Source organism: Rhizobium arsenicireducens (assembly GCF_964021225.1).
The window spans coordinates 2,136,808-2,157,110 of sequence record NZ_CAXHYK020000001.1; the positions used below are offsets into that span (position 1 = coordinate 2,136,808).

20 protein-coding genes are annotated in these 20,303 nt (G+C 65.5%); all 20 read right to left on the reverse strand.

The genetic code is table 11. The features are described from left to right. Positions 1-128: 128 nt before the first annotated feature. A complete protein-coding gene (locus ACWPVA_RS10565; RefSeq protein WP_454287642.1) occupies positions 129-1,541 on the reverse strand; it encodes a sensor histidine kinase in 1,413 nt (470 codons plus the stop codon). A gap of 7 nt (positions 1,542-1,548) precedes the next feature. Next, positions 1,549-2,307, reverse strand: a complete 759-nt coding sequence (locus ACWPVA_RS10570; protein WP_454287643.1) for a response regulator transcription factor — start codon at positions 2,305-2,307, stop codon at positions 1,549-1,551. 85 nt (positions 2,308-2,392) lie between these two features. Then, positions 2,393-3,940 carry a Do family serine endopeptidase gene (locus ACWPVA_RS10575; RefSeq protein ID WP_454287644.1) on the reverse strand — a complete coding sequence of 516 codons (1,548 nt, stop codon included), beginning with the start codon at positions 3,938-3,940 and terminating at the stop codon, positions 2,393-2,395. A 155-nt stretch (positions 3,941-4,095) separates the two neighbouring features. Beyond that, the gene (locus tag ACWPVA_RS10580) at positions 4,096-4,557 is read right to left on the reverse strand and encodes a cytochrome c-type biogenesis protein (protein WP_454287645.1); all 462 of its coding nucleotides are present in this window, start codon (positions 4,555-4,557) and stop codon (positions 4,096-4,098) included. 38 nt (positions 4,558-4,595) lie between these two features. Further along, the gene (locus tag ACWPVA_RS10585) at positions 4,596-6,587 is read right to left on the reverse strand and encodes a heme lyase CcmF/NrfE family subunit (protein WP_454287646.1); all 1,992 of its coding nucleotides are present in this window, start codon (positions 6,585-6,587) and stop codon (positions 4,596-4,598) included. Continuing rightward, a complete protein-coding gene (gene ccmE, locus ACWPVA_RS10590) occupies positions 6,584-7,033 on the reverse strand; it encodes a cytochrome c maturation protein CcmE (protein WP_454287647.1) in 450 nt (149 codons plus the stop codon). The genes ACWPVA_RS10585 and ccmE overlap by 4 nt, the downstream gene beginning before the upstream one ends. After that, on the reverse strand, positions 7,030-8,190 hold the full coding sequence (gene ccmI / locus ACWPVA_RS10595; RefSeq protein WP_454287648.1) for a c-type cytochrome biogenesis protein CcmI: 1,161 nt from the start codon (positions 8,188-8,190) through the stop codon (positions 7,030-7,032). Before ccmI ends, ccmE begins: the two co-directional genes overlap by 4 nt. Positions 8,191-8,307: 117 nt before the next feature. Then, entirely contained in the window at positions 8,308-8,733 is a 426-nt protein-coding gene (locus ACWPVA_RS10600) for a hypothetical protein (protein WP_454287649.1), read from the reverse strand. A gap of 115 nt (positions 8,734-8,848) precedes the next feature. Further along, positions 8,849-10,255 (reverse strand): ATP-binding protein, encoded by a 1,407-nt coding sequence (locus ACWPVA_RS10605; protein WP_454287650.1) that lies wholly within the window; start codon positions 10,253-10,255, stop codon positions 8,849-8,851. Next, positions 10,252-10,923 (reverse strand): response regulator transcription factor, encoded by a 672-nt coding sequence (locus ACWPVA_RS10610; RefSeq protein ID WP_454287651.1) that lies wholly within the window; start codon positions 10,921-10,923, stop codon positions 10,252-10,254. The genes ACWPVA_RS10605 and ACWPVA_RS10610 overlap by 4 nt, the downstream gene beginning before the upstream one ends. 50 nt (positions 10,924-10,973) lie before the next feature. Further along, positions 10,974-11,261: a hypothetical protein gene (locus ACWPVA_RS10615; RefSeq protein ID WP_454287652.1), complete on the reverse strand. Its 288-nt coding sequence runs from the start codon at positions 11,259-11,261 to the stop codon at positions 10,974-10,976. Positions 11,262-11,338: 77 nt separating this feature from the next. After that, complete coding sequence (locus ACWPVA_RS10620; protein WP_454287653.1) at positions 11,339-11,563, reverse strand: hypothetical protein; 225 nt, start codon at positions 11,561-11,563, stop codon at positions 11,339-11,341. Between the two features lie 409 nt (positions 11,564-11,972). Then, on the reverse strand, positions 11,973-15,815 hold the full coding sequence (locus tag ACWPVA_RS10625; RefSeq protein WP_454287654.1) for a baseplate multidomain protein megatron: 3,843 nt from the start codon (positions 15,813-15,815) through the stop codon (positions 11,973-11,975). Positions 15,816-16,131: 316 nt separating this feature from the next. Continuing rightward, complete coding sequence (locus ACWPVA_RS10630; protein ID WP_454287655.1) at positions 16,132-16,569, reverse strand: NlpC/P60 family protein; 438 nt, start codon at positions 16,567-16,569, stop codon at positions 16,132-16,134. A 267-nt stretch (positions 16,570-16,836) separates the two neighbouring features. Then, positions 16,837-17,730 (reverse strand): DUF2163 domain-containing protein, encoded by an 894-nt coding sequence (locus ACWPVA_RS10635; RefSeq protein WP_454287656.1) that lies wholly within the window; start codon positions 17,728-17,730, stop codon positions 16,837-16,839. Beyond that, the gene (locus tag ACWPVA_RS10640) at positions 17,727-18,368 is read right to left on the reverse strand and encodes a phage distal tail protein, Rcc01695 family (protein WP_454287657.1); all 642 of its coding nucleotides are present in this window, start codon (positions 18,366-18,368) and stop codon (positions 17,727-17,729) included. Before ACWPVA_RS10640 ends, ACWPVA_RS10635 begins: the two co-directional genes overlap by 4 nt. A gap of 84 nt (positions 18,369-18,452) precedes the next feature. Then, the gene (locus tag ACWPVA_RS10645) at positions 18,453-19,043 is read right to left on the reverse strand and encodes a phage tail tape measure protein (protein ID WP_454287658.1); all 591 of its coding nucleotides are present in this window, start codon (positions 19,041-19,043) and stop codon (positions 18,453-18,455) included. Positions 19,044-19,234: 191 nt separating this feature from the next. Then, positions 19,235-19,483, reverse strand: coding sequence for a rcc01693 family protein (locus tag ACWPVA_RS10650; protein WP_454287659.1), 249 nt, complete (start codon positions 19,481-19,483; stop codon positions 19,235-19,237). Beyond that, a complete protein-coding gene (locus tag ACWPVA_RS10655) occupies positions 19,480-19,863 on the reverse strand; it encodes a gene transfer agent family protein (protein ID WP_454287660.1) in 384 nt (127 codons plus the stop codon). Before ACWPVA_RS10655 ends, ACWPVA_RS10650 begins: the two co-directional genes overlap by 4 nt. Further along, the gene (locus tag ACWPVA_RS10660; RefSeq protein ID WP_454287661.1) at positions 19,863-20,270 is read right to left on the reverse strand and encodes a phage major tail protein, TP901-1 family; all 408 of its coding nucleotides are present in this window, start codon (positions 20,268-20,270) and stop codon (positions 19,863-19,865) included. The genes ACWPVA_RS10655 and ACWPVA_RS10660 overlap by 1 nt, the downstream gene beginning before the upstream one ends. Positions 20,271-20,303 lie beyond the last annotated feature (33 nt).

Here is a 20,303-nt window from a genome sequence, read left to right on the forward strand (position 1 = left end):
CGTTCACGAGACGCTTTCTCGCGAATCTCGCGGTTTGCGCAGAGGTTATGCTTTCTGGTCGGCGATGACCATGCCGACGATCAAGCCGTGCACCCCTCGGGCCTGGCCAAGCCGAGAGGCGAATGGCGTCACCCCTTCTGGCCGGGAAAGACCATGCTTGCGGTCAGGCCGCGCGACGCGCCGCCGACCGGGTTCGTATCGGAAAGTTCCAGCCGTCCCCCGTGCAGCGCCATGATCGCCTCGACCAGCGACAGGCCCAGCCCTGTGCCCGGCTTGCTGCGGCTGGCATCGAGGCGGACGAACCGCTTGACCACGGCCTCGCGCTTGTCAGCATCGATGCCCGCGCCGTTGTCGGCGACCGACAGTTGTACCGCCCCTCCAACCTTGGCGACCGTCACCACGATCTTGCTCTCGCCCTCGACCGTCGCGCCATATTTGATCGCATTGTCGATCAAGTTCGAAAGCGCCTGGCCGATCAGTTCACGGTTCCCCCGCACCGACAGCCCGGGCGCGATCCGCGTTTCCAGCACCAGCCCGGCTTCCTCGGCCACCGGCTCGTACAGCTCGGCGCTATCGGCCGCGATGGCCGAGAGGTCAATATCGGAAAGTTCGGCGGCGATCGAGCCGGCCTCGACCCGGGAAATCATCAGCAACGCGTTGAAGGTGCGGATCAATTGGTCGGATTCGGAGATGATGCCTTCGAGCGCCGCGCGCCGCGCCGTTTCGTCCTTCTCGGCCAAAGCGTCGGAGGCCTTGTTGCGCAGGCGTGTCAGCGGTGTTTTCAGGTCGTGGGCGATATTGTCGGAAACCTGGCGCAGGCCCTCGTTCAGCTTCACGATCCGCCCGAGCATTTCGTTGAGCGAAGAGGACAGCCGGTCGAACTCGTCGCCCGACCCGGAAACCGGAAGGCGCTGCGAGAGATCGCCCGCCATGATCTTCTTGCTCGCCGCAGAGACCCGGTCGATGCGTTTCAGCGCATTGCGGCCGATGGCGAACCAGATGATGACGGCGCCGAGGCCCATGATGGCAAGCGCCACCATCAGCGCCTGGCGCACGAGAAGTCGCAGCTTGCTCGGTTCGCCGAGGTCGCGACCGACCAGAACCCTGAGCTTGTTGTCGAGAAAGAAGACATGGCCCGCCGCCACGTGACGCTGCACATCGCCGCTCTCGTTGTAGCGCTCATAGCGGAAGGGCCGGTCGGTCCAGCCCTCATGGTCGAACAGACCCGGCTCGACCGAGGCGACGTTACCGGCAAGAATCTCGCCCACCGGGCCGGCGATGATGTAGAGATTGGCCCCGGGTTGGCGGGCGCGGCGCTCCATCAGCCCGAGCAGGCGGTTGATGCCGCCGCGCTCGAAGGCCGTCTCGATCTCCTTGACTTCCTCGTTCAGCGTGTCGCGCGTCTGGATGTAGAGAATGCGCTCCGACATCGCCGTCACATAGATCACCAGCAATGCGGCGCAGAGCGCGAAAAGCGCAATATAGAGCGCCGACAGCCGGACCGCGGTCGACTTGAACAGGAGCTTGGCACCGGCGTTCATGGCACCCTCAGCCCTCGTCCTTCATCATGTAGCCGGCACCGCGCACCGTCTTCAGCAAAGGCTTGTCGAAGTCCTTCTCGATCTTGGAGCGCAGCCGCGACACATGTACGTCGATGACATTGGTCTGCGGATCGAAGTGATAGTCCCAGACGTTCTCCAGCAGCATGGTGCGGGTCACCACCTGGCCGGCATTCTTCATCAGATATTCGAGCAGCCGGTATTCGCGCGGCTGCAGCGGGATTTCCTTGCCGGCGCGACGCACCTCATGCGACAGCCGGTCGAGTTCCAGGTCGCCGACCCGGTAGACCATGTCCTGCTCGGGCTTGCCCTTGCGCCGGCCGAGCACCTCGACACGCGCCAGAAGCTCGGAAAAGGCGTACGGCTTCGGCAGATAGTCGTCACCGCCGGCGCGAAGCCCGGTGACACGGTCGTCGACCTGGCCGAGCGCCGACAAGATCAGCACCGGCGTGTCGACGCCGCGCTTGCGCAGCTCACTGATGACGGAAAGCCCGTCGCGCCGCGGCAGCATGCGGTCGACGACCATCACGTCATAGCCATTCTCGCTGCCCATGAAGAGGCCGCTTTCCCCATCGCTGGCGTGATCGGCGACAATGCCGGCCTCGCGAAAGGCCTTGGTGATGTAGGCTGCGGCTTCAAGATCGTCTTCAATAACAAGTATCTTCATGTGCGCGACATTACCGCCTGCGGTGGTCTGCGCACAACCGGAATCGCCCGGCTGTGGCGCTTGGCCCTGCCCGGTGTGCATGATGGACGTCCTTCTCTTCAAATAAGAAAGGGGCGCCGCGTCGGATAAGACAGCGGCGCCCCAGGATCAGGTCGGTTCGGCGCCGTCAGCTCTGAGCGATCGGCAGGGCAACGAAGCGGCTACCATTCTCGGATTCGATCTGGAACAGTGCTTTTGTGCGACCGTCCTTCTTCGCCTGTTCAAGTACCTTTAGCACGTCGTCGGCACTCACGACCGACTGGTTGTTGACCGAGGTGATCTTCTCGCCGGACTTGATGCCCTTGTCTGCCGCGTCGGAGGCGGGGTCGACGTCAATAATCGTCAGGCCCTTGCCGTCCTCGGCCGGCGCAACGGAGAGACCCATGTTGGCAAGCGCCTGCTGGGTCGCCGGTGCGGGGCTGCTCTGGCTGTCCGTGCCGGCAATCGCAGTCTCGTTCGGCAGCTGGCCGAGTTCGACCTTGATGTTCGTCGCCTTGCCATCACGCCAGATCGACACATCGACCGTGGTGCCCGGATCGAAGGCGGCGATCCGCTTGGCAAGGTCGCGGGGATCCTTGACCGCTTCACCGTTGACGGCAGTGACGACGTCACCCTGCTTGATGCCGGCCTTGGCGCCCGGTGAACCTTCCTGCGGGGCGACGACCAGCGCGCCGCTCGCTTCCGAAAGGCCGAGCGAGTCTGCGATGTCCTCAGTCACCGGCTGGATCTGCACGCCGAGCCAGCCGCGTTCGACCGTTCCGCCGTCCTTGAGCTTGGCAATGACGTCCTTGGCAACCGAGGAGGGAATGGCGAAGGCGATACCGACATTGCCGCCCGACGGCGAGAAGATCGCGGTATTGATACCGACCACTTCGCCGGCCAGATTGAAGTCCGGGCCGCCGGAATTGCCACGGTTCACGGCCGCGTCGATCTGAATATAGTCGTCATAGGGGCCGGAGCCGATGTCGCGGCCACGCGCCGAGATGATGCCGGCCGTCACCGTACCGCCCAGACCGAAGGGATTGCCCACGGCCACGACCCAGTCGCCGACGCGCATGTTCTCGTCTTCGGCGAACGTGACATAGGTGAACTTCTGCTGCGGGTTCTCGACCTTCAGCAGAGCAAGGTCGGTCCGGCTGTCGCTGCCGACAAGCTTGGCGTTCAATTCCTTGCCGTCATTCATCACGATGGTGAAGGTGGAACCGTCGTTGATGACGTGGTTGTTGGTGACGATATAGCCGTCCTCGGAGATGAAGAAGCCGGAGCCTTGTGATATGGGGCGCATGCGGCCCTGGCCGCGTCCATCCGGCCTGCGCTCGGGTGCGCGTCGGCCGAATTGTTCCGAATCGGGGCCGTATTCCTTGAAGAACCGCTTCAGCGGATGATCATCCGGCAGGTCTTCGAAACCGCGGCCGCCGAAACCGAAGGAAAAGTTGCTCTGGTCGGAGGTCTGCTCGACATTGGACTGGACGCGAACGGAAACCACGGCCGGCGACACGGCCTCGACCACGTCGGCGAAGCTCGGCACCTGGGCGGCCTCGACCTTGACAGGTTCTGCATAGGCGGGGGCGACCGCGATCGGAAGCGCGCCGGCCAGCATCGCGGCGGCCAGACCCGCAGCGGTCGAATTTCTCAGGATCGTCTTGAACTTGGAGCGACCAATTTGTGCGGACATGTAATCTACCTTCATCTGTTCTTCTGACTGGAGACCGGGAAACCCGGTGGAAGCGGTGGATGATGTAGATATAGGGCGCCTCACCTTACTGCGAACTGTACGCCAGATGAAATCTTTGTAATCTTTGGAGGCATCTGCGTGCTGCGCCCGGCCGTTCACTCGTCGAGCAGTTTGCCGAGCCGGGCCTCTTCCTCGTCCGAAAGCCTCTTCGGTTCCGGTCTGTTTCGCCCTCGGGCATAAGTGATGGCGACGCCCAGGCCGACCAGCAGAAGGAACCCCGGAGCGCCCCACAGCATCAACGTCTTGGCGGAGAGCCGCGGCTTCAGCAGCACGAACTCGCCATAGCGCGACACAACGTAGTTGATCACCTGCTCGTCGCTGTCCCCCGACATGATGCGCTCACGCACAAGCACCCTGAGATCGCGTGCCAGTTCGGCATTCGAATCGTCGATCGACTGGTTCTGGCAGACCATGCAGCGCAGATTGGCCGAAAGGTCCCGCGCCCGCTGCTCCAGCTTCGGATCGGCAAGCCTCTCGCCCGGATCGACGGCGAAGGCCGGGAGGGGAAGGAGAAGGAGGGCAAGAACAATAAGGATGCGCCTCAATGCACAGGGCATACGCCCCTCATCCGGCCGCCGTTTCCCTGGATGGCGCATCATTCAGCCGCCTCCAACGCGGCCGGCACCGTCGCCTTGGCATGCCGCTTCGGCACGCCGACACGCAGCCGCCGGTCAGAAAGCGAGACAAATCCGCCTGCCATCATGATCAGCGTGCCGTACCAGATGCAAAGAATATAGGGCTTCCACCAGACACGGACGACGAGGCCGCCGCCGTCGATCTGGTCACCGAGCGCGATGTAGAGCTGGCTGACGCCGAAGGTGCGTATGCCGGCTTCCGTGGTCGGCATGCGCCGCGCCGTATAGAGCCGTTTCGACGACCAGACATCGCCGAGATCGACGCCCGCCTGCCGGATGGTGAAATGGCCGCGATCCTCGGTGTAGTTCGGGCCGGCGGCCGATTTCATGCCGTCGAAAGTGACCGTGTAGCCACCCGCATCGGCCGTCATGCCGGGTTTCATCTCGACCACGGTTTCGGTCTCGAAAGTGGTTACGGCAACGATCCCGAGAACCGTGACGCCCAGCCCCATATGAGCAAGCGCCGTGCCGATCGCCGAGCGAGGCAGGCCGTTCAGGCGGCGCAGAGCCAGCCCGGTCGCCAACTTGCGGAACCCGGCGCGATACCAGAGGTCCGACAGGGCACCGAAGATCAGGAAGAAGCCGAGGGCAAGGCCGAAGACAGCCATGACCGGACCACCGTTCTCGACATAATAGATCGCAAGCGCGAGCACCAAGGCAATTGTTGCGGCAAAATAGAGCCGCTGCAGCGCCGCGTAGAGATCGCCGCGCTTCCAGGCGAGCAACGGGCCAAAGGGTGCGGCGACAAGAAGCGGCGCCATCAGCAGGCCGAACGTCAGGTTGAAGAACGGCGCGCCGACCGAGATTTTCTCGCCCGTCAGCGTTTCGAGCAACAGCGGATAGAGCGTGCCGATCAAGACGGTCGCAGTCGAGACCGTGAGGATCAGGTTATTGAGGACGAGCGCGCCCTCGCGCGAGATCGGATGGAAGAGCCCGCCCGACTTGAGCAATGGCGCACGGAAGGCGAACAGCGCAAAGGCGCCGCCGATGAAAAACGTCAGGATGCCGAGGATGAAGATGCCGCGGCTCGGATCGGTGGCAAAGGCATGCACCGAGGTCAGCACGCCCGAGCGCACGAGGAAGGTGCCGAGCAGCGACAGTGAGAAGGTCAGGATTGCAAGCAGCACGGTCCAGATCTTCAGCGCATCGCGCTTTTCCATGACGAGCGCCGAATGCAGCAGCGCCGTGCCGGCGAGCCAGGGCATGAAGGAGGCGTTTTCGACCGGATCCCAGAACCACCAGCCGCCCCAGCCAAGCTCGTAATAGGCCCAGTAAGACCCCATTGAAATGCCGGCGGTCAGGAAGGTCCAGGCGGTCAGCGTCCAAGGGCGCACCCAGCGCGCCCAGGCGGCGTCGATGCGCCCGTCGATCAGCGCCGCGATGGCGAAGGAGAAACACACCGAGAAGCCGACATAGCCAAGATAGAGCAGCGGCGGATGGATCGCCAGACCGATATCCTGCAGCACCGGATTGAGATCGCGGCCTTCGGCCGGGATCGGCGACAGGCGGTTGAATGGATTGGAGGTCAGAAGGATGAACAGCAGGAAAGCCGCGGAGATCCAGGACTGGACTGCGAGCACATTGGCCTTCAGCCGGTCCGGAAGGTTTGCACCGAAGAAGGCGACCAGTGCGGAAAACAGCGTTAGCGTCAGCAGCCAGAGCATCATCGAGCCTTCGTGGTTCCCCCAGACGCCGGAGATCTTGTAGATCATCGGCTTCATCGAGTGGGAATTTTCGAAGACGTTCTGCACCGAGAAATCGGAGACCACATAGGCCCAGGTCAAGACAGCAAAGGAAAAGGCAATGAGCAGGAACTGTGCCATCGTGCCGGTCACGGCGACCCCCATCATCGCCGTGTCGCCGCGCTTGGCGCCGATCACCGGCAGGATGGCGACGATGATCGATGCGGCCAGCGCCAGCACCAGAGCGTAATGGCCGAGCTCGATGATCATTGGGTCTTTTCCTCTTCCTGCCAAACGCCGTCGGCCTTCAGACGGTCGGCGACTTCCTTCGGCATGTAGTTCTCGTCATGCTTGGCGAGCACGCTGTCGGCTGAGAAGACCTTGCTGCCGGCCGCAAACTTGCCCTCGGTCACCACGCCCTGGCCCTCGCGAAACAGGTCCGGCAGGATGCCGACATAGGTCACGGGTACGGTCGCGGTGCCATCGGTCACGGAGAACCGGACGGTCGAGCCCTCGCTGCGCACCACCGAACCTTCTTCAACCAGCCCGCCGAGACGGATGCGCGTTTCCGGACCGACGACCATCTTGTCAAAATCGGAAGGCATGTAGAAATAGGCGACCGACTGGCCAAAGGCGAACATCACCAGGAGAACGGCGGCAATGATGAAACTCATGCCGCCGCCGATCACGGCCAGTCGTTTCTGTCTGCGGGTCATTTCAATGCCTCCTCAACCGGCAGGCCGAGCTCTCGGCCCATGGCGATCAACTGCTTACCCTCATCCTGTTCCGACGGGAAGGCGGCAAGGCCGGCCTTCAGCGCGGTGATCGCCTTGTCCTTTTCGCCCAGCATTGCATAGGAACGAATGAGGCGCATCCAGCCTTCGAAATTATTCGGGTCTTCCTTGAGCTTGGCGTCCAGTCCCTCGACCATGCCGCGGATCATTGCGTTGCGGTCGGTCGCAGACATGCCGGCAGCCGCCTCGACGTCGCTTTCGCTCGGCCCTCCGGGAGCATTGGACGGCGCCTGCGCCGGCAAGCCGGCAACGGGCGCGCCGCCGGAATTGGCGGCAATGTGTTCCTGCACCAGCGGCAGCCAGGGCGCATCGGCCGGCGAGGCCTTGGCGAGAGCCTGGAAAGCGGCCAACGCCTCGGTCTTCTTGCCGGCCTGCTCGAGCGCCAGCGCCAGGTAGAATTGCGCACGCGAATCCTTGGGATCGAGCCGCAGTGCCTCCTCGAAGGCGGAGCGCGCGTCGTCGGTAACAATCCCGTCATTGCCAGCCAGCAGCACCTCGCCGAGGCCGTTCATGCGCCCCGGGCTCGTGCCCTGCAAGCGGATGGCGTTGCGGTAGGCGAGTTCGGCATCGCCGAGACGCTGCATCTTGAAGTAGATCGGCGCAAGAACATCCCAGCCCGAGCCATCGGCCGGATTCTGCGCCAGATGTCGCTCGACCTTGGCGACCAGCAGCTCGATGTTGTTGCCAGGATTTTCCAGTCGCGCGGCCAGAGGTGCGGCCGGCATGTCCGGACTTCCGGTCTTGAGGTAGAAGCCGAGCCCCACCGCGGGAACACAGAGAATGACGAAGGCCTGCGCGAGCTTGTTCAGGCCCTTCGTGCGGCCGCCATCGCTCGCCTTTGTACTTTCGCCCGAAACCGCCAGCAGACGTCGACCGATCTCGGCGCGGGCATAGCCGGCATCCTCGGCGGAGATAAGGCCTTCGGCCTTGTCACGCTCGAGTTCCTTGAGCTGGTCGCGATAGACGGCGGCTTCGCCGGCATCATCAAGCGCCGCAGGCGGCGCACCCTTCAGAAGGGGCCAAAGGAGAGTGACGGCGACGGCGACCGTCAACAAGGCAGATAAGATCCAGAACAACATGGTGCTCAATTACTTCAAGCCGAGGCAAGACGCCACAAGCAAACGGCGGATGACGCGAAGTTGAGGCGTTTGGCCGCAAGCCGATCACTAGAGTAGTCGCGACAACCCGGCCTTGACTTACGTCAAGGGCGTCCAGGTGCCGTTGGGATTGCGGCAAGCCGCGCCACGCGCCTCGATCTGGCGCCCCTTGACGCTCAACGTGTGGAGATACTGGCGGCAATTCTGCTGGCCGACCTGATAGGGCGCAGCCGCGACCACCTGGCCGCTGACATTCTGCCCGGTCCAGGCGACCGGCTGGAAGCCCGGTGCCGCCTCCAGTGCCCTGTATTCGGCCTCCAGCGCCCGCTGCAATTCGCTATTGGTGAGCTTGACGGCGGCACGCGAGACGATGCCCCCCTGAAGAGCCGAAATGTAAAGCGCGGATGAATTCGATCTGCCTGAAGTCACGGCACCACTCTGCGATCCGCCGCTCGTCGTGCAAGCAGAAAGTACAAGTGCAGCCAGCGCCATTGCTGCCGCGCCCCGAAAGCGTGAAACACCCATAGGAACAGCCCCAGTCCCGTTATCGGAACGATCAATCATAACATCTGTCCTCGCTGTGCTGCGGCACACCCATGGCATCTTTATGGCTGCCATTGTATATTCACAACAAAATTGATCATGCAGTGTCCCTCGTCACAGCTGGCAGCACAAGCCTTGCCTTCAGGCCGCCGATCGAAGCGCGCGACAGGCTGAAAGTCCCCTGGTATTCGCTGGAGATTTCCTTGACGATCGACAGGCCGAGCCCGGTGCCCGGCTTGCTCTCGTCAAGCCGCTTGCCGCGCTTCAGCGCCTCACCGATCTCCTCGGGGGCCAGGCCCGGACCGTCATCCTCGACGGTCACCTCGATCCAGCCGCGCCGCGCGCCCTCGGGCGCCGTTTCCGGCTCGTACGCCGCGACCACGGCCGAGACGGCAACCTGCGCCTTGGCAAAGCGGGCGGCGTTCTCCAACAGGTTGCCGACCGTTTCCTCGACGTCCTGCTGCTCCATGGCGAAGGCAACGCCCGGTGTCACATCGAGGCGGAATTCGACCTGCGGATTGAGCCGCCGCATGACGCGCACCAGCCGCTCCATCACGGGCTCGGCCTCGCAGCGCGCCAGCACCGAATCGCGCTGTGCCGCGATGCGCGCCCGGTTGAGATAGGTCGCCACCTGCGCCTGCATCGCCTCCGCCTGGCTGCGAACCACGTCGCCCTGCGCCTTGTCGAGGCCGCGCGCCTCGTTGAGCAGCACGGCGATCGGTGTCTTCAGCGAATGGGCGAGATTTCCCACCTGCATGCGCGCGCGCTCGACGATGCGGCGATTGCTCTCGATCAGCGCATTGATCTCGTTGGCGAGCGGCTGGATCTCCCGCGGATAGTCGCCCTCGATCCGTTCCGCCTCGCCGCCGCGGATATTCTCCAGCGCACGGCGCGCCCGGTCGAGCGGCTTCAGACCGAGAAGAATGGCAAGGCCGTTGACGACGAGCCCGCCGAAGCCGAAAAGCGCGAGCCCGGCATAGAGACGGGTGGAGAAGAAGCTGATCTCCTCCTCCACAACCTCGAGATTGCCGGACACGCGAAAACGCGCGGCCCGGTCGCCGCCGTCGAGTACGACCTCGGTTTCAGCGACCAGGATCCTGTTCCCCACCGTATCGACCATCGGATAGAAGCGCTCGTAGTGCTCGTCGAACGGCACCTGCTCGAGGCTCGGCACGGCGAGTTCGGCCATGCCGAGCGAGGTCGAGGCGAGCGGGGCAGCGGCAAAGTCGCCGAGCGGCTCGACCAGCCAGTACCAGCCGGTTTCCGGCTGCGAAAAGCGCAGGTCGCCGAGTTCGGGACTGCCCGACAGGCCGTCGCCGTCGCCGATCGAGACGGAATTGATGACATTGTAGAGCTGTGCGCGCAGGAGATTGTTGAAGCCGCGTTCCACGCCCTGTCGGTAGAAGGCCGAGATCACCAACGCGATGGTGATCAGCGAAACCGCCGACCACAGCGTGGCCATGAGCAGCACGCGGACGGTCAGCGACCGGGAGACGGGGATCATTTCGCCTCTTGCTGAGCTTGGATGCGATAGCCAAGCCCGCGGACGGTCTCGATCATGTCGATGCCGATCTTCTTGCGCAGCCTGCCGACGAAGACCTCGATGGTGTTCGAGTCGCGGTCGAAGTCCTGGTCGTAGAGATGCTCGACCAGTTCCGTGCGCGACACCACCTCGCCCATGTGGTGCATCAGGTAGGACAGGAGGCGGTACTCGTGCGAGGTGAGTTTCAGGGCCGTGCCGTCGACCGTCGCCTTGGAGCTCTTGGTGTCGAGTCGGACCGGGCCGCAGACGATCTCCGACGAGGCGTGCCCGGCGGCACGGCGGATGAGCGCGCGGATACGGGCGAGAACTTCTTCAAGATGGAAGGGTTTGGCGACGTAGTCGTCGGCGCCGGCATCGATGCCGGCAACCTTGTCGCTCCAGCGGTCGCGCGCCGTCAGTAGCAGGACGGGCATGACGCGCCCGGCGGCCCGCCATTTCTCCAGCACTGTGATGCCGTCCATTTCCGGCAGGCCGATGTCGAGGATCACGGCGTCATAGGGTTCGGTTTCACCGAGGAAGTGGCCTTCTTCGCCGTCGAAGGCCTTGTCGACGACATAGCCCGCGTCCTGAAGCGCTTCGACGATCTGCCGGTTCAGGTTGACATCGTCCTCGACGACCAGAATGCGCATCTACCCCGCCCCTCTTCTAGCACGCACGCCGCGGCTGGCCGCAGCGCAGATCAGTTGGAAACCCGCATGGTCACCTTGCGCGGGCGTTCGTTGCCGCTGCCCGGAATCAGGACCGTGATGACACATTCATTGCCGGATTGGCGCACCGAGAGCAACTGCCCGCCGACTTCCTCGACCGCGCGATAGGCGGCGCTGCGGCAGTCGATCCCGCTGCCGTTGTCGTCCGCGGACTGCACAAGTACGAGCGGCGCCTTCATGGCACCCGCGCCCACGCTGTCCTGGGCAGGCGTCGCCGCCATTCCGACCGCCAGGCCCGCGATGATCATGATGGATGCCATTGCTTTTTCTTCCGCACAACTTGAACTCTTGCTGACTTTCTACCGCATGCCTTCTGAATGGCAAATGAATGCGACCATCAATTGCGCCTGTCGCGGAGGTCGATCGGACCGGTTGCCTTGATCCGACCGTAGATCGCTAGGACGCCCCCGAAGGCACCGGCGAAGGTCGCCAGAGCATCGGCGAGGTCGGCCTGTTCGGCAAGCCCCAATTCGAGCCCGGCATATCTCAAAAGCGGCGCCCCGATCGCAATCAGCGCCCCCCACACGGTCTTCGACTGGTACCATTGCTTCATGTCGAGCATGTCGCTCTCCTTTCACGGTAGGTTGATGGAAATGGGTGGGGTGGAGCGTAGGTACCGGCGTCAACGGCATGGTTCGTTCCGACCGGAGGAACATGCGGCCGCCGATTTTCTGATCGTGGTCCCCCCGCAACCCGCTCGTCGCACCGAACCGATTGCCCTCACCCATACCTCTCCCCTCAGGCGGGAGAGGTATGGCCACGGCGGTACCGCTTGTCCCTTCTCCCCGTTCACGGGGGTGAGGAATGGTCGGCGAAGCCAACGAAACGATCCAGCGAATCGTTTCGAATAACGAACGCCCTGAGCCCAAGCGAAGGGCCGGCAGAGGTGCCGGCAGGCGGATGATGGGCAGTCACCGGAGAGCGGTCCCGTGGCTCGAGGCTCGGCGCGAAGAAACGCAAAAGCTCGTCCCTCACCGCACCACCAGTACCGCCTCGCTCGCAATCCCCTCGGCCACGCGCCCCAACTGGCGCACTCGCACCCGAATACTCGCCTGCATGGCCCCGAAATCCAGAAGCTCCTGCGCCTGCGGATAGACGAACCGCGCCTCGCTTACCTCAACCGATCGCCGCACCACGGCGCCGTCAAGGATCTCCACCCGATAGGTCTCGACCGCCTCGTCCAGCGGCACCTCGGCCGGCAGCCAGTTGTCGGCATCCGCGCGAGACCGGCGGACCCAGCCAAACACGATGTCCCCCGAAGCACCGCGCCGGGCGCGCAGGTGCACCGGCGAAAACGGCGTCTCGGCCCTCAATCCACCAGTAAATCTGCCGATCGCTGCGGGCGCTGCGGCCATACCGACCGGTTCGGCAATGTAGGCGAGCGACAGCCCCGCCTCCTCTGACGTCAGCCCGAGCGGCCGCACCGCCGCGTCGAGCAGCACCACGACCGCCCCCGCATCAGCCCCGACCGCCATGGCATCCTCAGATCCGGCCAGCCCGCGCAGCAGCGTCGACAGCCGCCAGCGGCCGGCGGCAATCTCCTCGGCGTCCGCAAAGCCGATCACTTCCCAGGCACCGGAGGCCGAACACAGCGCCAGCCGGTTCTCGCCATCGAGTACCGAAAGCCGGCTCGCGGATGCGAAGCCGCCGAAGTACAGATCGACCTCCATCGCCTGCGAGCGGTCGAAACGCCCCGACACACCGCCGGCGAGCGGCGCGGCCAGCCGGCCAATCGTCGCCGGACGGTCGAGCGTGACCCGCGGGCGAAACGCGCCCCCGTCCCCCAAGGACGAGATCAGCATCCGCCGCCACGGCCGCGTCAGCCCCGCCACGCAGGCGAAATTCGCCCCCTCTCCCGTCGCGTAACGCGGCAGGTCCATCAGCGCGACAACCGGATCAAAACCCACCGAGCCGGGTCGGTCGGGCGTGCGTCCGGTCCCTTGGATCACCGTCGTCGTCGAAACCGCCGCCGCCACCTCGCGCAGAGACAGCCGCCGCGCCAGCCCGTCATCGATCTCACCCACCAGAAACCGCCCCTCAGGCCCCTCGGCAAGGCTGAGCACGTCTCCCGGCTGCACGGACAGCTCGTTGGGTCCGAGCGAAAATTCGAGCCGCCGCCTCCCGATGCGATGATCGCGCAACATGCCTTCGGCGAGCGACAGCGCCGTCTCCTCCGAGAGCACCGCCGGCAGATCGCGCACCAATTGCCGCTCGGTCGCCGCCTCGATTCGCCGCGAGCGGGACGAGGCCTCGCCATAGTCTGCGGCCGGATCGAAGTAGGTGAGCGAGGCCTCGGCGGCGAAATCGCTGTCATGGCCGCGCGTCTCGCGCCACAGCGGTTCATCCTTCAGATCGGCCAGCACCGCGATCTCGCGTGATGGCAGGCTCACCGCCATGCGCGAGCGGAATTTTAGCCTTGCCCCATCCTCGACGATGTCGATCAGGAAGCTTTCCGCCAGCGGCTCGATCAGGCTGCGGGCCGAGGCGAGATCCCCCTGCACATAGCCCATGAGGTCGCCACTCACTTCCGACACGTCGTAATCTGCGAACCCATGGTCCTCGAGCAACGCGGCCAGCACATCCGCCAGCGTCCCCGCCCCCAGCCGCCCGTTCAGCCAATGGCCGGTGCGCCAGTTCATGCCATCGGCCCAGAGATCCAGATCCTGCGGAAAAGCCGGCTGCGGCCGCGCGTCCCAGGTCCAAAGGAAAATGCCGCCCGGATCGACCATTCCCGCCGGCGCCGCGCCGCCCTGCCAATGGCCGAGATGCGCCTGAAGAAACCGCCGCTGCTGGCTGTCGGAGCGCGCGCCATTGGAAAAATGGGGCAGCGCGCTTTCCGCCGATTTCGGATCGCCGAACACGTTCGGCTGGTTCGCCCCCTTGTCGACCGCGGCGCAGCCGAGCTCGGTGAACCAGACCGGCTTCATGCCCGGCGTCCAGGCGGTCGGGCTCACCCGTTCCACCCCGCCGACACGGTCGAAGTGCAGATTGCCCCACCAGCCCTCGATATCCTTGAAGCGAAACACCCAGGGCTTGCCGGCCAGCCCGTCGCTGATCGGCGTGCGCACACGCGCCGCCCGGTCTGCCTCGCTCGCATAGTACCAGTCGAAGCCTTCGCCCGCCGCGATCTGCCCGGCCATGGCCTGACCGTCATCGGCCAAGCGAAACCCGTCCGGATTGGCGCCCTCCAGGTCCGCGTCGCGCCAGTCGGACAACGGCATGTAATTGTCGATCCCCACCGCGTCGATCGCCGGATGGGCCCAGAGCGGGTCGAGATGAAAGAACACGTCGCCCGTGCCGTCCGCCGGATGGTGGCCGAAATATTCGCTCCAGTCGGCGCCATAGGTGATCTTCGTTCCTGCGCCCAGGATCGCCCGAACGTCCGCCGCCAGATCCGCCAATGCCGCGACGAAGGGAAAGCCGTTGGCCGCATCGCGCAGGGTGGTCAGCCCGCGCAGTTCCGATCCGATGAGGAAGGCATCCACCCCGCCCGCCGCCTCAGCCAGCAGCGCATAGTGCAGCACCATGCGGCGATAGCCCTCATCGCTGCCTTGATACGCAACGGTGGTGCCGGACACGTCGAAATCGCTTGGCCCCGCCGTCCCGCAAAAGGCCCCGACCATCGCCGGGATCGCCGCCGACCGGTCGGGCGAGCCGGGCCGTCCCGGCGCGGGATGACAGGTGATCCGCCCGCGCCAGGGATAGGCCGCCTGCTCCGCCCCGCCATAGGGATCGGGCAAGCCGTTGCCGTCCGGAATATCCATCATCACGAAGGGATAGAGCACCACCTTCAGCCCGCGCGCCTTGAGGTCGACAATCGCCTCGACCACGCTTCTGTCATCCGGCGTACCGCCATAGGCCGGACCGCCGTCGTGGTGGCTGACCCGATAGGCCGCCTCCCGCGTCACCCCCGACACCTGCCAGTCCCGGCTCTCGTTGCGGCTCTCAACCTCGACGCCCGGCACCACGCGGCACTGCCCGGCGCGCAGATCCGTGCCGAACCAGGACACAACCAATGCGACAGTCTCGAGATTGGGGCAGAGCGCCTGCAGTTCGTCGATCGACGCCTGCCAGTCGGTATGGGCGACCAGCGTATTGCGGTTGAGGATACGCGAGGCGCCCTCGCCCATCCGCTCCCTGACCTGCGCCGTCGCATAGCCGTGCTCGGTCGAGCCCGGGATGACGGTCACAGCCTTCACCATGCCTTCCAACACCCCGACAGGCCGAATGACCTCGAACTGCAGCAGCGGAATACGGTTGCCGAAATCGTCGAGCGGCAACCGCTCGAACACCACATAGCAGAGCCCGCGATAGGCCGGCGCATTGCCCGCCCGCTGCTTCGCCTCGATCAGCAGATCGGGCAACTGGTCCTCGCTTCCGGGATAGAAGCGCATCTCGATCTCGGTCAGGTCGATCTCCTGCCCGTCGGCCCAGACGCGCCGGACCGAAGCCACCTCCCCCTCGCAGAGCCCGACCGCCAGATTGGCGAAATAGCGATAGGTCTTGACCCGCGTGCCGGTCGCCTTGGCGCCGGTCCGCTCGGTCGTCGCTTCCTCCTCGAAGCGCGTCGCCCATATCAGCGTACCGCCGAGCCGCGCCGTACCATAGAGCCTCGGGATCGCCGTCCCCTCGGCGGCCCCCGGCAGGCGCGCCGCCGAAAGCCGTGCGCCGGACAGCGTCGTTCCGCCGCCGATCAGCGCCCGGTCGAGCATGTTGCCGGCGAGCGCCCCCGCCGCCCGGCCAATGACGGCGCCCAGCGGCCCGAACACCGAACCCAGCGCCGCACCCGCCGCCTGGAAGAGGATTGTCGCCATGGATGCCCCTTGCGGCACCCTTATGGATGCTCGCCTAGATTGTGACAGGATGTGGAGGTTCGGGAGCAGGAGCGCCGAGCGCCGCGTCCGCCGGCGCGTCGCCGAAGACGGGCTCCGCCGACCTTGGCAAAGGCCCTGCTCTCGCATGTGGCGGTCGTGCTACGTGGTCTTGGCCAATTGGCATTACGCTGATCTTGAGGATAACCCGGACGGGCTGGTCTATGACCGTCCGGGTCAACTTCAAAGCTTAGCAAACGCTGGACGAGGTAGCAGCCTCGTCCAGCACTTCACCAAGATACGGCACCCCCCCGGGGTTTCAAGAATTCCCCGGGAACCGGTAGATCCCGGCAATGCGCCTGCGCCAGGCTGGCACCAGCGCCGAGCGGATCACTGCCGCCTGCTCATAGGCATGGATGAAGGCGTCGGCGCCGACGAGAATTCCGGCATGCTTGGCGGCAAACTGCGGGCGAAAGCGGAAGATCAGCAGATCGCCCGGCCGCGCCGCGGCAAAGCCCGGCACCGCCGCGCAATGCCGCCCCGCCGCCTCCGGCAGGCGTTCCTGCCCGCCGCGTTCCGCCCAATCCGCCGCATAGGGCGCCACCAGCTCCGGCTCCGCCCCATAGATCTCCCGCCAGATCCCCCGCACCAGCCCCAGGCAATCACAGCCGACACCCTTCGTCGATCCCTGATGCCGATAGGGCGTGCCGATCCACTGCTCGGCGATCGCGACCACGCGGTTTCCGATGGCGGTCATGGGTCATGTTCCCGTGCAAGAGATCAATAGCGACTGTGCAGTGGCATCAATTTGGTGGCAGAGCGCCGGCGCTTCTTCTCCCCTGGTGGGAGAAGACGCGAAATCGAGGGCTTGGCCGAAGGCTAAACCTCAGATTTCGCAGATGAGGGGGACGGAAGGGACGTCATGCGGCAAACCCCCTCACCTGAAATTTCTAGCACTTGGCTTGCGCCAAGACGCTGAAATTGCTTCCTCTCCCACAAGGGGAGAGGAGCCCGTCCCCCCTCCTCACTCGAAGAGCGCCGTCCCGTCATGCGTGCTCTCGCCCTTCACGTAGGAATAGGCGAAATCGCTGCCCGGCATATGGGGAAATCCGCGAAAATTGAGGCCATTGGCGAACCGGTCGCGACAGGTCGAAAACCCCTTGTCGCAGCCGACCGTCACCGTCACCGCGTCGCCGACCGCCGCCACGCTCTCCAGCGGCAGCCACAGCGTCAGCCGCGTCCCACCGGAAACAGCGACATTGCCGTCGATCTCAACCGTCTGCCCCTGGTTCGCGCCCGCGTCGAACCACAGCGTGCCGAGCCGGAAATGCCCGTCCGCAAACCCGCCGAGCCCGGACACCACAATCCGGTCACGCCCCTCGACCGCCATCACCACGCCCGTCGCCCGCCGCCCGGCGAGCGACAGATCCACCCGGCAGCGCCCATCGCCGAGGCTCGCATCGCAGCGCCGGCCATAGATTCGGCCCTGCTCCTGCGACAGCCGGTGCGCAAAACTCCTGAGCTCCGCGGCAAAGGCCCCGCCCGCCCGCGACACCTCGCCGATCTCCTGCACCTTCATGAGCAGGTGCTGATCGCCCGGCGCCTGCCAGTTGACGGTAAACACCTCGACCCGCGCGCCGTCATAGCGCCCGGCCGAAAGGTCCGCCTCGCGGATCGCCGCGCTGGAAAAGCCGCCGGTCACCTCTGCGCCGGGCGCCGCCAGCCCGTTCACGGCCCGCGCCTCGGTCCCGGCAAAACCGCTCGCGGCGAGAAACACCGTGCCGGCAAAGGTCAGGTCGCGGTCATGCTCGGTAAAGCAGAGCACCACCCCGTCGCGCCGCGTCACCCGCCAGCAGCGGCAAAGCGTCGTGGCATCGCCGACAAGATGGGCGGCGAGCGCTGTCGGTATCTCTCTCACGGCAGGATCTCCTTGAGCGGAATGGCCGGAATGCTTCCTGCCCGGAACGCCTCGAGATTGACGTCGATGCGGTCCGTGTCGAAACGCACCGGCACGTCGAATTCAAAACCGGCCTGCACCGCTGCGCCGGGCTGCGGAATATATTCCTCGGCGATCGTCACCACACCCGTCGTCGCATCGCAGGCGAAACCCGCCCCGGGCAGCGCCACCCCATCGACCGCGACCCGCACCGTCCCCGCCACCGGCTTCAGGATCTCGCGCCGCCATTCCCCGCCTGCATCGCCATAGGTCTTGGCCAGCCGGAACGTCGCCGTCGCCCCGTCACCCGTGCCGATCACCTGGTCGAAGGGCTGCACCGTCTCGCCCGGCCCGCAGGATCTTGCATCGAGCGGATCGCGGAAGCGAAAACCGTAAAGCTGCCCGCCGCGCGCCTCGAAGAAGGCGACAACCGCATAGAGATCGTCCACGCCCCTCAGGCCTGAGCCCGCGTCATAAACCCGCCGCGAATTGCGCCATCTTGCATTGCGCGCCTCGCGCCCGTTGGTCAGGTCGACGATGTCGGTCAGCCGCTTCGGCCCGCCGCTGGTCGACAGCGACAGGCGCAGCGGAAAACGCACCTCGTGGAAGCCATTGCTCATGCTTCAGCGTCCTTCTTGAAAGGATGGAGACAAGGGAAGCCCTTGGGCGAAGCGGCCGCTGCGCTCACGCCACAAAAGCCGCCGTCAGAGATGCCGCCGCCCGCGCCCGACGCTGCGCGCCAGCATGGCGGTGATCTGGCCTTCGCTGCGGGCAAAGCTCGCCGCGTCGCTCGCCGTCACATGAAAATTGATCTGCGTCGTTGCGCCCGCAGCACTCGCCACCCCGAGCGACCCGTCCGAACCGCGCTTCAAGGGCAGGATCGCCTCCGCCCCCGCCTCGCCCATCAGGCCCAGATCGCCACCGAGCGGAAAATAGGTCGGCGCCGATACCACGCCCCCCGCGGCAAACGGCGTCACCCGCCCCGGCACGCCGCCTCGAGAGAAGGGCATGATCGCCCCGAACCCCGCCGTCAGCCCGGAAATCAGGCCGGTCAGCGCATTGCCCATCAGCCCTTCCAGCGGCTTCAACCCGGCCGAAAGGGCAATATCGGCCAGCCGCGTGCCGACAGCCCGCAACGTATCCTCCAGTCCCTTGCCGCCCACCGTCGCGCCCTTCAGCGCCGAGGTCAGCGCCGCGCCAAAACTCCGCGATCGCGCCTCCAGGTCATCCAGCACCTTCAACGCCTCGCTCGCATCGAGATCGAGGGACAGGGCAATCATGTCATCGTCGGTCATGGAGAAATCCTCTGTGTCGCCGTTGTGCTTGTCTTTTCGCCCTGCCTGGCGAGGGTAAGGAATGGTCGGCAAAAGTGCCGGCAGGCCGATGAGGGGCAAGGCTCGGACCCTTCGAGGGTCGCTGCGCTCCCACCTCAGCGTGAAGGCAGAAGCGGCACGCCCGCCCGATCTCCCCCCTTGCCGGGGCGATGTCACGCAGTGACAGAGGGCGGTGAACCTCCATCCTCCACGTCCGGATAGTCTCGCATCAACCGCTCCAGCCCGGCTCGTGAAAGCCGGACCGACCGCGGCGCAAAGGCCCCGGCCATGGCGGCGAACTCGACAAGGCTCAGAGCCCAGAACACATGCGGATGAAGCCGCAGGCGGCAGAGCCCGGCATCGAGCACCGCCTCCCAGGGGAAGGCCCGCGCCGTCGCCGCCTCGCCGCCTGCGGCCCTCAAGGGTCCGGCATACCCGCCCCGCCTCCAGGCTCAGGGCCCGGCGCAAAGGTCACCACCAGCAGGTCGCGCACCACCGCCGCCGCCCCGGCGATCCCGCCCTCGACCGTCATCTCGGCCAGGTCCTCGTCGCGCAGCCGGTTGCCCCCACCCCGCAGGCCAGCGCCGAGGATGCACATCAGATCCGCCGCCTTCAGCCGGCCTGCGGCAAAGCGCTGGCCGAGATCGGCCAGGCTCTCCGCCCCGAACGCCGTCTCCAGTTCGGCCAGCGCCCCGAGCGTCAGGCACAGGATCCGGCGTTCCCCGCCGATCACCGCCTCCACCTCGCCGCGCCGCCGGTTGGCCCGTCCGACCGCGCCGAATTCTTCGCCCCCGCCGCGCATCACAGCACCGCAAAGGCAAGCGCGCCGGCCAATTCCAGCGCGATCTCGAAGGTCAGTTCGCCGTCATGCGAACCGGCATATTCGAGCGCCGTCACCTGGAACGGCCCGCTCACCGTGCCGAAATCGGGGATCACCACCTGCCAGGCGAGAATGTCGCCGGCAAAGAAAGCGCTTCTGACCAACGCATCGGAAGCCTGGTCCTTGAACAGCCCGGCCCCCGACAGCGCGGCGCGCTGCACGCCTGCCCCGCCCAACAGCTCGCGCCAGCGCCCGACGCTCTCCGCATCGGTCACGTCGACGGTCTGCGCGTTGAAGGAAAGCCGCTTGGACCGCAGCCCCGCCACCGTGACGAAGCCCGCCCCGTCCTCGACCTTCAGGAGCAGGTCCTTGCCCTTCTGTGCCACCATGTCGAAATCCTCTCGATCTCACGGATATTGTTC